The following is a 15045-nucleotide window of genomic DNA, read 5'->3' as shown; positions in this document are numbered from 1 at the left end:
TTTTGAATATACTGTTCACTTCTTTACCTGTACTGAGCGATAACTACAGGTACGAAGTTATCATGTAATGGTGTCAAAGCTGTATTGTTATTTTGCGTATCCTCTAAGATCTGCTTATCACAATCATGGACCGAGATGAAGAGCAGCCGTCCGATGAACCCGTACAGACTACGATCAGCGGTGTCGACGTGCAGTTTCGTGTGGCGTCAGAAAGAGAACGCCGATTTCTTCCCGACGATGTCGGAATCTATGATGAGATGTTTGAGGACATGTTTTCCGAAATGCACGGGGACGATGTCTTCTTCGATATTGGTGCTCATATTGGCATCAACAGCTGTGTAATCGGTCGAAGGCACCCTGAGATAGATATCGTCTGTTTCGAGCCTCACCCCCAGACACGGAGGAGTCTAGAGACGAACCTTGAGTTAAATGAGATTGACGCCCTCGTTATGGATTGTGCTATCTCAAATTCAGATGGGGCGATAGCGTTCGATACTCAACACGATACGCCAGGTGGGATGGGCGAAGTTCGCCATTCGGGGCAGGGGATAGAAACACCCGTTCGAACGCTCGATAGCATCATCAAAGATGATGGTGTCCCATCGCCAACCGTTATCATGTCGGACATCGTGGGCGAAGAAATCAATCTGCTCCGTGGCGGTTCAATGACCTTCTCGTCGCTAACGACGCGGCTGGCATACCTTGTAACCCACGACCAGCCATTAGAACGTCTTGGAAGTAGTAAGCACGAAGTCGAGGATCTTCTAAGAAGTTATGGGTTCGACGAGTTGGAATACCTCCGCGATAACTTCCTCAAGGCCAAGAAGTCAAGTCAATCCGGATAACTGTCAGAGGATGAGTGCGGGCGCTTGGTGCAGTCGTGATATCTGCTTCGTCTGTACTTACCGTTTGTCGGATAGTCACAGAGAGAGGGTATGGAAACTTTTCTATGACACCCTGTGGTTCGTTTAGCAACTGTGGATAGCGTACCTATCTGGCTTGGGGCAAGAATGAAGCGTGATTTCTAAGATATTATCCTTCGACCTCTCGTTCGTGGCTGTCGCACACCTCCCCCGACGCCGTACCCCTATTCAACAGAGCAAACTCAACAACAATCGACTCTTGCTCGCTGTCTGGCACCGTCACCTCTGAGCCCTCTCGTGAGGGGCGAACAACGCCACAATCGCGTCGAACTGAGCAGTCACTCGAGCAGTCTCGTCTCTGCCTTCTCTGCTGCTGTAGATGCGGCGACTGGACGGCTCTGTGATGCTCTCTGAGCCGTGGCAGCGGTGGCGCGCGATGAATGCGCGTGAAGCGCGCAGAACGTGCGAGGGACGAGCGATGCGACCACAGGGAGCAAAGCGAGGAGGGTGGGGAGGACGCGAGCGAAGCGAGCGTGTGGTCGGACACACAAAAAAGAGGGAAAGCTATGCTATTCCTGGGTCCACCACCGCCCGCGTTCGGGGAACTCGAGGCGGCTCCAGCCGGTCACGGCCAGATTGCATCGCTCGTTGTGCCAGTTCTTCGCCGCGTTCCTGATTCGCACCGTCTCTCCCTCGCTCACTGTTGGCTGGTAGGAGTTCTCCCAGATCGTGACCTTCATCTTCTCGGTCTCATCTGCGATCAGCCCAACCTGGCTGATCGACGACTTCGAGGGCTCCCACAATTTGATGATCTCGCCTTCCACGTCTACCTCGCCTGCCTCCACCTCCGGCACGTCTGCGATATCGACGATCGTGCCCGACTCGGCCTTCACTTCATCCATCTCCGCGAGGGTTGCGTCGATCAGCGACGTCCCGTCGGTCACCTTCTCCGCCAGTCCACGGCTCACTGCCGCCCGGCTTGGACCCCCACGCACCGTCTCCGTGATTCGCACCGATTGTGTGTTGACCTCCGCCAACTGCTCTTGCTCCAGCTCCGAACGGGGGTCCACCCGTTCGACCCGCCGCTCTCGGCGCTGCTCGACCACGACCTCTCGCGTCCGCTTCTCTCGTCCCTCCTGCGTTCCGAACGTCGCTTTTGCGCTGATCAACTCGAGCTCCTCCTCTCGAGCCCGAATCCGCTCTTCCTGTGCCAGTGGCAGGTGTCCGAACTCGTTCTCCTCGCGTCCAACCACCGTCTCCGGATGGTTCGTCTCGACTTTCGTGTTGATCTCCTGATCGACCGACGCCGCGAACTCCGGCGTCTCGTCCACGGCATACTCCACGAACTCGTCTTCCACCGCCACGCCTACGTCCGTCTTCTCCGCCGCCGCATCCTGGTTGACACTCGATTCAGCCGAAGTTTTATCATCTCGGAAGTTCGTAGAACTCATTGCAATTAACCCGAAGGCGCTTTCCAACGCGTCTTCACCTTCAACTTCTCTGAGTCCCAACTGTGCTCGTCTCCTGCAACCGCTCTCGCTCGCGCCTTCAGGTCCCCTGAGGCGCGAGTAGAGCGGGACACTCACCCTCACCAGCCAGCACCGCGCGCCGAGACGACCGATGCGAGCGTCCAGCGGAGTAACCGTGGGGGGTGAGCAGCTACGCCGCACAACCCCTCGCGGTTACCCGCTGGCGTCGAAACCAGAGCCCGGCAGCACAGCGACCACCGGGAGCGAGCAGCCCGGAATGGTCGGTCGCGAGCGATGCAGAGGGAGGGAAGGCGAGCGGGGCGTGCCGTAACCACACACCAGTCGAGGGGCAGCTACAGCATCCCCGCCTTCAGCTCAGCCTGGTGGGCTTCGAAAGGGCGAGGACGTCTCGGTCGTCCCCCGCCGACGTAAGCACCGCAACGACCGAGCACAGCGAGGGAGTGAGGCGCGCAGCGAGGCGCGGGATGCCGAGCGGCCGAGGGTTTTCGGTGGGAGTGTACTCCTCTCTTCCTCTCTTCTCGAGCCATCTCCTATCCTCGAGCGTCACCTTCACATCAACCCCACTCTGCCCTATGCGCTCCGAGCAATTCACACGTCTATCCGCACTCCCGCAACATCGTCTTCGTCTCCACCAACGTACCAATGTCCTCCCATCCCGCGTATACTGCCTTCTCGAGTGGTCCGTTCACCACCTGGTCTCCATCTCGATCGAGACCCACGACCACCGACCGAGAGGAGCCAACCTGACACACTGGAAGGGTGTCATAGAACAGTTCGCGTACCAGTTGCGTTGACCCGACGAGTGTTACGTACAGGCGAAGTAGGTAACGGAGCAGCAATCGAACTCACCGATAATTGTCAAGAACAGCGAGCTGAATACAGAGTTCAGTACAACGGGCGCCTGAACACGATACTGATTTAATACTGGTTACGTCGAACGCTCCTTGTGGAATGGTATCAATTGACAACCTCGGCAAATTATGTCCACACCCACAATGGGAACCGTAAGATGACTGCCCAGGGCAACCAAGACTGCGCCGGCGCTGTCATCGTCGGTGCTGGACTCGCAGGACTCACAGCGGCTCGGAAGCTGATGAGCGAAGATCACAACGTCACGGTCCTCGAAGCCCGCGACCGTGTTGGTGGTCGAACACTCGATTACACACTGGCCGACGGCGAACGCATCGACCTTGGCGGACAGTGGATCGGTCCCACGCAGGACCACGTGCAGGAACTGATCGAGGAATTCAACCTCGAAACAGCCCGCCAATACGACGACGGGAACGGCCAACTCGCAGTAGAGGGGACTGTCAGTGAACACGATGAGGCGCTTCAAGCGCTTCCGGCGGAATCCCTGTCGGAGCTGATGGACGCATTCGGGCAGATTGAGACCCTCCGAGAGCAAATTCCGCTTGACGCCCCGTACAACGCGCCTAACGCCGAGGAGTGGGACGCGATCACCATCGAATCATGGAAAGCCGAAACTCTCGAGACAGAGGCCGCCCGAGCGGCCTTCGATACGGTTCTACGGGCACTATTCACCACGGAGCCAGCTGACATGTCGTTCCTGTACTTCCTCTTTTATATCCACGCCGCCGGTGGTGTCGAACCGATCACTAGCGTGGAAGGGGGTGCACAGGAACGCCGCATCGTGGATGGCGCCCAGCAACTGTCCCAACTGTTGGCCGACGAATTGGGCGAGGCCGTCTACCTTGAAGCCCCCGTCAGAGCCATCACCCAAGACGACAACGGTGTGGCCGTTGACGCTGATGGCGGGACGTACGCCGGGTCGTACGTGATCGTGGCTATCCCACCGACACTCGCTGGACGGATCACGTACGACCCCCCGCTTCCGGCCCGACGGGATGCGCTCACCCAGCGGATGCCGATGGGATCGGCAATCAAGTGCGTCGCGACCTACGAGGCGCCGTTCTGGCGCAACGACGGCTATTCGGGCTTCGTGCTCGTAGATGACGGAGTAGTCGGGTTCATCTTCGATGATACGCCCGCCGACAGTACGATGGGGGCTTTAGTCGGCTTCATCGTAGCGAACAAAGCGCGGACGTGGAGTGAGCGAGACGCTTCTGAGCGTCGTGAGAACGTGCTGGAGGACTTCACGCGGTATTTTGGAGTCCAGGCCGCTGAACCACTCGAGTACGTGGACCAAGCATGGACGAATGAGCCGTGGTCGGCAGGCTGTTACGCTGGCAACATGACGCCGGGAACGATGACCGGATATGGCGAGGTACTCCGCGAACCTGTCGGGCGGATCTATTGGGCCGGGACGGAAACGGCGACACAGTGGTGTGGCTACATGGACGGAGCCATTCAATCAGGCAAACGAGCGGCACGTGAGGTGAGCGAACGGCTTACGTGATGCTGGTTAGCCGGCATATTACCGATGGCTGATAGAAACACCCTTGTTAGGTTCGCCCACCTACATACCAGATGATTCACTGGAGCATGGGGTGAAACCAATCTTTGAGAAGAACTTATGGCACCCTGCACTGGGGGAAGCCCGGCAGCACAGCGAGCTCGAAGAGAGCGAGCGAGCAGCCTGGAACCTGGAGGTGGGCGGGTGATCGTGGGAGGGCGGTACTGTGCGGGGCGGTCCGCCCGTCGTCCCTCCCTCCATACTTACCTCATCTCACCACTCCCATCCTCCCACTCACTCAAACCGCACCGACTCCCTACCTTCTGTACGGTTTCCGGATCCAGGATCTCATCGAACTGCCCCATGCTCGTAGCTGTACCCGTATCGCTCGCCGCAGATCCTGCCGCAGCACCGCCACTTCCGAGTAGTACGATCGCACACCTCTCGGCAATTCGTGGAACCGTTCCTGGCACTCCAGACACGTGTACTCGAACTCTGCCCGAACTTTGTTCTGGTGCCCCTCGAGTTCACCCGCTTCGCTGTAGTGGAACTCCTCGTACACGAGCTTCTTCGAGACGAACTCGCGACCGTCACACCGCGGGCACTGGTCCATCATCAGCGGGTCATCTGCCCCCTGCCTCGAGACAGTACTCGAACTCATCGATGCAACCTTGGCCTGCTCACCCTCACTGCTTACCTCACTATTCTCGGCTGAACTCTCGGCTCCGTCCGCTGTGGTATCAGCTTGGTCTGCCTCGGGCTCAGCTTCCTCGCCTGGCGCTGTTCCTTCTCGAACCCAGTCGTCAAATTCCTCGCTCAGGGTCTGGTCGTCGTCCTCTGCGTCTTCCGTCTGGTGTTGATCTGTCCAGCTCATATCCCGCTCATCACTCTCAGGTGGGCGAACAACACCGCCTCGCGATCGCCTAGTCTAATGTCTCCCTGCCACTCTACGTCCACCACCATCACGATCGTCCAATCTCACGTCTTCTCCGCTGCTCTTCACTCACCGCCGCCTCGAGTCCAATCTCACCGTCGACGTCCTCGCCCACGGCCACTATCCGCTCCTTGAGGAGAACAACCTACGATCCGTCACCACCTCTTCCAGGTCCGCTCTATCCTCGAGTCCTTCTCCACATCCCCTGTCACGCCCCGGCTCCTAACCTGTACGTTCCTCTTTCTCCCCATACCTCAGCTTCATCTTCAGTCTCCCGCCCCACTCCTCTCCACTCCGATCACCACACTCTACCCTGTTCTCCGCCCTTCACTCTTTTCTCCCCCTCTCACCTCGAGCACCATCCTCTCTCTACTTCTCCCACCTCTCTTCTTTCTCTATTGGTCCCTCACATTCTGCTCTCTTCTCAATTTTCTTTTACATCTATTATCTCGCTTCGAACCCTTCCTCTCCCACCACTCTACCGCATTCCACTCTCCCACTGATCGTGTTCTAAAAATGCTTCTCACTCCTCTCTCATTCCCCTTCCGTCCACCCCCTTGTTACTGCCCCTACCTTCCACCCGTTCTACACCCAACTCAATCCCTCCATTCTCGAGTCATAACACACCTCCTGTCTAATTCTCCATATTCTGATGTATTTACCTACCCTGCTCTCTGGCTCTCCACGTCTCATTCCCCGTCGCGCACACCTCTGTTTCTGCATACCTCCCCATTCCTTTGGACGAAAAATCGTCATTCACGACCGGTTTCGCGGGCTCAAACTATTTTAAATTCCCGTTGCGCATATCTAAGGTCGTAACAATACGCGCAACGAGCGAAAATTTCAAGCACGGAAGTCAAAAACGCGCAACGGAGAGTTTCAGCCACCCAACTCAGCCGATTCTGAATTTCAATGTTCAAATTGAAGAACGGCAAAAGGGGCAGTTAGATATTACATTCTTAGAAGAATACCCCTTATCCGCTGATTTCTCCATCACTAAGGCTCAGATAATGCGCAACGGTATTTTATCTCCTGTATAGTAACTGTAATTAATGTATTTCAGATGTTATATTGGTTTAGTAGAATAGCGCCAAATTCAGTTTTTCAGATCTTCTTTATAGTTGTGAAATGAATGGGCTAAAGAGAGGGTTGGATCCGGGGAAGTTCGTCGCTATATTAAACGGGGTCAGTTTCCTCGAGTTGGTCGTACATGACGTCGGGGAATGGAAGGCTGCCATAAATTGAGTAGGGACACTGCTCTTTGCCAATACAGTACCGTTGCATATCGTCATTATTACAATTCATCGGCAGGGGTGTGTTCCCGTCGGGGCCAATGCCACGATCGCCCCGTCGGGCTTCGTACTTGATCTGGTAGGCAGAGATCTCTGGATCAAACCATGGCCACCGGCTGAACAGGTCTTTGAGTTCATCGGTGATCGCGTCGACGGATTTCTCGCGGTACTGCGGGAGCCACATTACCATCCGAACGAGGTTGAAGAGGTCTTTTCGGACCGGTTTCTCCTCTTGGAGCCGCTCATCCATCGCAGCAAGACAAGGCAGTTCAAACAGGTCTTCAAGTTCCGTAATCTCGAGTGGCCGCGATCCACCGCCCGAGTGGTCGATCCGATACGTATTGATGCGGTCACTCCGATCGACTGTCACCGACCGATGTGATGAGTGATCTGCAAGCGAGTTCCCTACACTTCGAGGGGTCGACAGCTGTGTAAGCTGGGCTCGTTCACTCTCGTTTTCTGGTTCGTATACCTCAAGAGCATCGGACAACTCCTGAGCAGTATGAAACTCACCGATCTGAGTGTGTGGTGATGCTTGCACAGCATTTCGGAGCAGTCGGACGATCTGCTCGCCTTGATCCCAGTTTTTCCACACCTTCTCGTAGTGGCCGATCTCGAGGGCGTAGTCAGTCCGCTCGGTGATGGCAGTTTCGTGCTCTCGAAGCCACTTGCGTTGTGGGTCGCCGAGTTCATCCTCTTGGACTGCCTGTAGCCGGCCAAAACACCGCTTGCCGTACGATCGATAAGTGTCATGGAGGTGGTCGAGCGGGACGTAGAGATGATTGTCCTTGACCTGCGTTCGAATCTCGCCCGTTTCGTCGGCACCCGTCGCTTCGGTGGATGCTCGAGCGAGGCACTTTCGAGAGGCAGCCGCCATTGGGATCTCGACGTAGAGATCGTACTCGGTATCGGCAGTCACCTCCTCGTCGAATTCGGGCATCGGTTTGACGTCCGTACAAACGCGACCCGGGTGGGGACCGTCCTGACTGGGGCCTTTCGCGTAGAGGACCTCAGCCATCTCTTGGTAGAGCGTTGGATCGTCGTACTCATGCACAAGTGCGAGGAGGTTAGTCGCGAACAGCTCGCGGATGTTGTGAAGGACTTGGTTCTGCCGAGGCGGCGTGTCCTCGAAGCGAGGTTGTTCGCTCACGCAGATTGAACTGAGAGTGGCCAGCAAAACGAGCGTGGCGGGCTCGTCGACGAACGGGTACTCGAGCGGACGGTTGCGCTGGGAGCTCTTGAACGCAGCAGTTCCGAACCGTTCGATATCCGAAAGCAGCGTCTCTCGGTCTGGTGTATTATCGACGACGTAGCGGTCGTACCCGCGGGTGAACAATTGAACGATCTCTCTGTCAGTGTAGTTGGTAGGGATCGCTGCAGCGAGGTAGGCGTCTCGCTCGGTCTCTCGTGGATCAATCATGGGTAAGTTCACGCTCGGTTTCAAGGAACTGTGGTCGGGCTTCCGTTCGGGGATCGAACGCTGGGCTCTCGATCGGCTGGACGACACGGCAGACCTCTGCGTGCAACGAGTAGGGCACGCGAAGGAGACGGCTTCGGTCGGCAGTCACAACGGGATCGATCGGGATCTCATAACGCTCGAGCAAGAGATCGTTGAGCACTTCTCGGCTTTTCTCGTCATACCCGTACTCAAGCTCGTTGTCGAGCAGATAGACGTGGACGCCTTGACCGGAATAGACGACCATCGTCTTCTCGGCAGCAAACACATCCATGAAGAGGTCTCGTGTTTCGAAGCCGTACTCGATCGCACGGTCGATGTCCTCGAACGAGTAGGGATACCCCCTCGGATCGGCGTCACGAATCTCGGATTCGGCGAGCAACGCGTCGTCACGACTCACATCCGTTGATTGGATCTCGAGGTCATTCTCGTCAAGTTCGCGTTCAGCGCGTGCTGTGGCGATGTCTTTCGCATCGATATCGACCGCGAGAACCCACGATCGGTCCCAGTTGTCTAGCGCATAGTAGACGCCATCCGAAATCGGATCACTCTTCTCGAGCAGATCGGGATCAGCCAAGGCGTATTTACTCCCCTGGAACGGGTCGTACCGTGCGGGAGATTGAATGAACGAGACGAGTTCTTCGACGTTGCTGAAGTTCTGTGCGATCGGCTCGCCATCTGAGTCGGTGCGCCACGTCGGCCGTCGAATGAAGTCGCGATCGGGGCGCTCCGCTTTCCGGATGGGATGGCGCTCGCGGAAGCTGATCCCGAACTCTTTCGGTGCCGTTGGAGTAATGAACGGCGGCAACTGGTCTACATACTCGGGGAACTCCTCGGTATAGTACGCATAGACCTCGCCACGGGTTGCCTGTCGCCAGGTCATAAGGGTCTACCACCGGTGAATGCGAATGTCATATAAACCTTCATTATTTCACCTTGTTTAAGTCAGCTTCCTGAAGGTGTGGATCGTCGCCATTCCATCGGCTTCAAATCCTTCGACTGCCTCCTGGAGAAGTGAAAATGAGTTAGCTGTTCGACCGCTCACATTCTCAGGAAGACGTTCTGCATCGGCGAGCACATTCACGATCTCGCCAGCGTCGTCACGTGACGGGAACGCCCACACGGCATCCGCGTCGACCGCAGCCATCTTCTCGTAATCACTCACAACTGCCTCCGCGTTATTTGATGTCATCTCCACTTCGCCAACCCAGACAAGTTCATCATCAACGTCGAACGCGGCAGCGTCGAAAATCGTCTCCGAGGACTGCTGATAGTATCGCTCCACTCGATCGACCTCCTCGAGAGTCTCGAGCCAGCGCACCAGGAGTTCGACCCCGACTTTGTGTGGCGTCTTCTCTCCAAGATCTCCAATCCCCGGTTGGGCGGTGATTGTCTCGCCGAGAAGCTCTCGTCCATCCGGAAGCACCGTATAATACGGTCGTCGGTCCACCTTCCCTTTCTCGAGCAGCCCGAGTTCGATCAACACGTCGACGTCAACCCCATCAAGATCCTCTTGTAATTCGCCCATCCCTTCCAACAGCGTGTACTGCGGGAGGTCACGGTTCATCGCGTCAAGGACACGTTTGAGGAAGATCGCGTCGTCTCGAGAGAGCCCCCGTCGCCGAAGTTCATCGTCCGAGACTGGGCATTCCTCTTCGTCCGTAGACGGATCGAAGAAGGCGGCTCCATTTGCAACGTCAACTGGATCGTCGTCGGTAGTCTCCGTTTTACTGCTATCGTCTCGATCATCGTGCTGATTGTCGCTCCCATCGTCAAGGCTGATCTCATCGAGCGGCTGCTGAGCTTCTACGTCCTCACTCTCTTCGTCGGACTCCATTATCTCTGTACTCTCACCTTCGTCCAGCGCCGGCGGCGCACCAGCCCGCCGATCTGTGTCACTCCAATTCGACCACTCCATCGCGTCTTCGTGGGTCGGTACGTACAACCCGTACTCGTCCTCAGTCCGCTCGAGCACCTCCGGCAGAAGCTCTTCGTCGAATTGCTGCTGTTCGGCTGCCGTCAACGGCTCGTCGCTTTCTGGATGCCCGCTTATGATCGGGGGCGAGTGCAGAGTCAACGGCGCTGGTCGCTCCTCACCGAACCCAGGGGAAACGAGTTTCGTGAACCACTCGCCCGCTGCCATCCGGTTGTTCCGGTTCCGGACATCCTCCACAGACAACTCGTCGTGCGTGAACGTCTTCGCGAACCGGTTCTTCATCGAGATGTCACCAATCAGTTTCGTATGCACCTCTGTCAGCAGTTCCTCGTACGCACCGTTCCCATTGTGGAACTTCTTGACCTGCTCGGGATACTGCATGATGAAGCCGAGGCTCAGTCCCGACGATCGGCCTTGGGGGAGCAGTTGATCGGCGACCAGTTCGGTCGCGACGAACGGTGCAGCCTCTTCCATGATGACGTTGACCACGTTCTCGGGGTTCGTCCGCCGCCGTCGCTGGATTGAATGCCACAGATTACTCAACAGGACTGTGGTGAACCCGCGCTGGGCTGGTAACGACAGGTCGCCCAGGTCGAACAGGATCGTGACATCTTCCTCGAGGAACTCACTGAAGTCAAAGTGGGTCTCCTGCTGGTGGAAGCCGTAGAGATCGTCTCCGGTGGATTCGACTTCGCGACCGGGTTTGTGTCGAAGCATCCAGTGAAGGTGGCGATCCTCTTTCAGTTTGTTCAGCCGGTTCATCACCGCCCCCATCGTCGTGTCGAACTGGTTCTCGTCCTTGGCGAACTGGGCGGCGAGTGAGTCGTGGATGTCGGCATTGATCTCCGAAACCTCCGGCAGCTCCTGATGACGGTGCATTCGCGTTGCGGCCTCGACGAGATCATCCAACCCGAAGACATCATCATCGTGTTTCGGATCGAACAATGCCTGGATCAGGAACGTCAAAACTTCGTTCGCCACGAACGCCTGTTCGTACTTCTCTGCTCCCATGATCATCCGCATCAGCTCGTGGAAGTGGTCGACTTTCTCCTTGACTGCCGTCTCGCGATCGTTCCCCTCGAGCGCTGGTCGAATATCGAAGAACGAGATTGCAGGAAGCGTCTCCGGTACGCGGAAGTGGTACACGTCGTCGAGGTGCCCGAATTTCTTATAGTGGGCCATCAGGTAGTTCTGACACATGTTGTCGCCTTTCGGGTCGAAGAGGACGTTCGGCCCAGGTGTCGTCTCGGCGAGCGAGCGCAACATGTGGTACGTAACTTGGCTCTTCCCGCTTCCAGTCGCGCCACAAAGCAACCAGTGGCGTGTTTGCCGGCTCGGCGGTAACCGAAGCGGTCCCTCGACGGCACTGTTAGCGTCCTGACCGAGGACCATTCCCGTGGTGTACTGGCGGCGTTGGGCGGTGTCCAACCCGGGAAGAGCTGTGCGGCTTTCGGGATTCGCGTGTGTCTCTTTGACTGCTTCATCAGTCAAATGCTCGGTACTAGGGACGATGACCATGTTGCAGAGTTCGGCGGGATCGAGATGGAGGTCGGGTTCGGAGCGGCTTACCCGCCCACCAGTGACGACCTCACCCTCGAGAAACCGATTAAAACAGCGTCGCGACCGCTTTCGCCGACTGCGCTCAAGAACTCCTTTCTCGTGGAGGGTTTCGCTCTCGAGTTTGTAGTAGTCACCGGCAAGCGGATCGAACACGGTACTCAGATTCCGTAGGCCGTGTTCGATTTCGGATGTGTCGCTCAGAGACGAGTTCGTGGGGACAGTCACTACCCGCAGGTTGGTCGTGAACGTATGTCCCCAGTCTTCGTTTTTGATCTCGGTAATGCGCTCAGATCGAGATTCACTGAGTGACTCTGACCGCGACAAAGACGACTCGTTATTCTTTGGACCGCGTAGAAGCTCTTCAAGGGCTATGACGGCTTCACCCCACAGCGTCTCGCGCCCCTGTTCGATTTCATCGATGTGGTATTCTCCCTCTTTCGTCAGATCGGGCTCGCCTTCGAACGCGGCCTGGAAAATGATTGGATGATCCGTGCTTGCAAAATGATCGATTAGCACGGTCAACGGCGCGTGTGAGCTCGCCTTCGACCGATCAGTTTCTCCCATTTTCTGATCGAATTTCTTGATTGCCGCCAACGGGTCTCCGCTGCCGGTCCACCGCAGTCCGTACGGTTCAACTTCATCCGGATGTGGCCGGGCGAGTACCCCCTCACCAGTGTCAACTGGCGTCTCGAGGGCGAACGTAAGCGACCCTGGATCGCGGTTTTCTGCCTTCTCTTTCGCACGGAGTGCATCGAGGTCGATGCTCGGGAGTTGCTTGCCGAGTAGGAGACTGGAATCGGAGCTGGGAGGAGAATAAGACTCGGAATCGGAAGCCTCAGAATCAGACGCCTCCGTACTGGTGTTCTCTTCGGTAGTCTTGTCTCGATCGACCTGCTCGCCGATGGTCGTAGCTCCTCCGTCAGCAAGCGTCGGTTTGGAGCCCCGGACACGAACGAGCGCCTCGACTTCAGCCGGTGTACACTGGAGAGTGCCGTTCTCGAGGGCGGTTTCGAACTCGTCGTACGAGTACTGCTGTGGAGTGATGAGCTTCTCCGCAAAGTCAACAGTCACACGCTCGATTTCCACGGAGTCGGGATAGGCCGAGTTGAGTCGATCGTAGAGCGTGGACAGGTGTTGCTCGCATGTGTAGTAAAATTCGATCGGAGAGTCCGTCCCGTCGCTGTAGATCACAAACTCGAACGTGAGCGGATCGGGCTCCGAAAGCGGGTTGAGCTGTTGCCACCACGACAGCCCACCTCGTCGGACGTCGTGCAAGGGACGGATCTGGTTGATAACTTCCCGTGGCGGTCGCTCGCCCGTCGACGGCACAACTCGGATGTACTCTTGTTTACGCTCGAGCGGCGAGCTAGTGGACGCCTCAAGCTCGAGCACTCGTTCGTGAAACTCTATTGGGTCCTCAATCGCCCAGCACTGGATTTCGGGCGACGTGTGGTCGAACGTACTGAACGTGACGGTTCCATACGACAACAGCTGGCCGATGGAGGACTGATGAAAAGTGGTGTCGACGACACGGTCGAGCGGGAGTTTCGTGAACCCATCGCCACGAATCCCCCGCGTGCGGACGTAGAGTTTCTCCGAGGTGAGGACGTAGGTGGTGCGAAGCGCCCGAACAATCGGACGCACACTGATCGCGATGCCTATCAGGCCAACCAGGAACGGAATAGCACTCAGCCACCACAGTGGGATTTCGATACTGGTTCCCTCCACCGCGAGCGTATAGGACTCGAGCTCGACGAGCGACGGTCCTGTTGTGACCCCGGCGATGCTCTCGGTCGCAAGAGCAAGCGCGACCACTATGAAAACGAGTGCGACCAGAAACGTCCGAGATCCGCCTCGAAACAGTGGCGTACCAGTCCACTGCACGTCCAGGTCGGAGACCTGCTTCACTTGCTCGTCCTCTGCCACGATCCATTCAAGGGATTCGGCGTCGACGTCGGGGGTACTCTCGGTTATCTCAGTCGTCTGCATCGGTTGTCACCTCCGTGCTCGAAGAAGCGTCACCACTCGCGGTCTCCGGTTCACACATCGAGCTGGCAGCATCGACCCAATCGTCAAGCAACGTGTGCGGGATCGACATCTCCTCTGAAAGTGACTCGGTATCTGCCACAGCGAGCTCACCAACCGTCTCGACACCCGCTTCGGCGAGATACCCTGCGTACGTCTCGCCGATTCCAGTGATCGTGGTGAGATCGTCTTCTTGATCCGCTGTCGCTTCAGCACGAGAATCCGCCGCTCTCTTCTCATGCGGTTCCTCCGGTCCCTCATCTGCAGCTGCTGTCGCTCCTTGGCCGGCCTCAGCACACTCACTAATGTCTCTTTCGTGGTATTCGGTCTTCACATCAGCTCGCTCTCGATCGGCGTGCTCGACGACTGCCTCGTCGGTCTCAGACTCCTTGTCAATCTCATCCAGATCCGCCTCCTCGAGCAACGACTCCGGAATCTCATAGTCATCGAGTCGGTCCTCTGCGGCAAGGAATTTGGCGTCGTCGGCGTCGATATACCGGTTCTCGACGAGATACTCCCACGGATCAAGGTCATCATCGAGGACGCTGACTTCGTAGTCGTTCACGTGGAGTGCAAGTGGTTTCGACCACTCATTGACGCCAAGCAAAAACTCCGAGTAGCCCCCGTCTTCGCCAGTCTGGGCCGTCGTAAGGAACGTTTGCTCGGAAGGGTTAAGGTCGTGAAAGTCGATCATCTCGTCGCTGACCGACTCGTGGTGAAAGATTTGCTTGATATCACAGAGATTGTATACGTTGCGCGCTTTCTCGGCGGCCTCCTTGGACTGGCCGTCCGACTGGGCGACGAACTCATCGACAGTCTGGGAGATAAGCGTGATTGCCGTGTTGAAATGACGACTGTGTCTGATGAACAGATCGATCATGTCTGTCGTCGCCTCCCGCCGCAACAGGTAGTGTGCCTCGTCGATCGTCACCTGCGTCCGGCGGTCGTGATCGCTGGCCGCTCGCTGGTAGATCCAGTCGAACATCACGTGCATAAACAGTGGTGCTTGCCCCGTGTCGGCAAACATCGACATGTCGATGACGACTAAACGGTTGTCGAGTTCGACGTTCGTCCGGCCGGTCAGATTGTCGTTCTCGCCGCCCTTCTGGAACGCC

Annotated in this window: 9 protein-coding genes; 2 read left to right on the top strand and 7 right to left on the bottom strand. The window is 57.0% G+C overall.

Annotated features, from left to right (window positions below; all coding sequences use genetic code 11):
• The first annotated feature begins 125 nt into the window (after positions 1 to 125).
• Complete coding sequence (locus tag HYG81_RS42450) at positions 126 to 845, top strand: FkbM family methyltransferase (RefSeq protein ID WP_226778416.1); 720 nt, start codon at positions 126 to 128, stop codon at positions 843 to 845.
• A 587-nt stretch (positions 846 to 1432) separates the two neighbouring features.
• Here the strand turns inward: HYG81_RS42450 and HYG81_RS42445 are convergent.
• Complete coding sequence (locus HYG81_RS42445; RefSeq protein ID WP_226778415.1) at positions 1433 to 2314, bottom strand: DNA-binding protein; 882 nt, start codon at positions 2312 to 2314, stop codon at positions 1433 to 1435.
• A 388-nt stretch (positions 2315 to 2702) separates the two neighbouring features.
• Positions 2703 to 2906 (bottom strand): hypothetical protein, encoded by a 204-nt coding sequence (locus tag HYG81_RS42440; protein ID WP_226778414.1) that lies wholly within the window; start codon positions 2904 to 2906, stop codon positions 2703 to 2705.
• A gap of 456 nt (positions 2907 to 3362) precedes the next feature.
• Here HYG81_RS42440 and HYG81_RS42435 point away from each other — a divergent pair, with 456 nt between their 5' ends.
• A complete protein-coding gene (locus HYG81_RS42435) occupies positions 3363 to 4730 on the top strand; it encodes a flavin monoamine oxidase family protein (RefSeq protein WP_226778413.1) in 1368 nt (455 codons plus the stop codon).
• A gap of 313 nt (positions 4731 to 5043) precedes the next feature.
• On the opposite strand, the gene HYG81_RS42430 is transcribed toward HYG81_RS42435, so the two are convergent.
• The 5 genes from HYG81_RS42430 to HYG81_RS42410 form a co-directional block, all read right to left on the bottom strand.
• On the bottom strand, positions 5044 to 5601 hold the full coding sequence (locus tag HYG81_RS42430) for a hypothetical protein (RefSeq protein WP_226778412.1): 558 nt from the start codon (positions 5599 to 5601) through the stop codon (positions 5044 to 5046).
• 1236 nt (positions 5602 to 6837) lie between these two features.
• Positions 6838 to 8373 (bottom strand): primase-associated protein, encoded by a 1536-nt coding sequence (locus tag HYG81_RS42425; protein WP_226778411.1) that lies wholly within the window; start codon positions 8371 to 8373, stop codon positions 6838 to 6840.
• Positions 8366 to 9292, bottom strand: a complete 927-nt coding sequence (locus HYG81_RS42420; protein ID WP_226778410.1) for a bifunctional DNA primase/polymerase — start codon at positions 9290 to 9292, stop codon at positions 8366 to 8368. Before HYG81_RS42420 ends, HYG81_RS42425 begins: the two co-directional genes overlap by 8 nt.
• A gap of 57 nt (positions 9293 to 9349) precedes the next feature.
• Positions 9350 to 13894 carry a type IV secretion system DNA-binding domain-containing protein gene (locus tag HYG81_RS42415; RefSeq protein ID WP_226778409.1) on the bottom strand — a complete coding sequence of 1515 codons (4545 nt, stop codon included), beginning with the start codon at positions 13892 to 13894 and terminating at the stop codon, positions 9350 to 9352.
• Positions 13881 to 15045 (bottom strand): helix-hairpin-helix domain-containing protein (locus HYG81_RS42410; RefSeq protein WP_340674454.1); only part of this gene is annotated, 1165 nt, incomplete at its 5' end. The genes HYG81_RS42415 and HYG81_RS42410, both read right to left, overlap by 14 nt.

This window comes from Natrinema zhouii (assembly GCF_013456555.2).
GTDB lineage: Archaea > Halobacteriota > Halobacteria > Halobacteriales > Natrialbaceae > Natrinema > Natrinema zhouii.
This window is presented reverse-complemented; position numbering and strand designations above follow the sequence as displayed.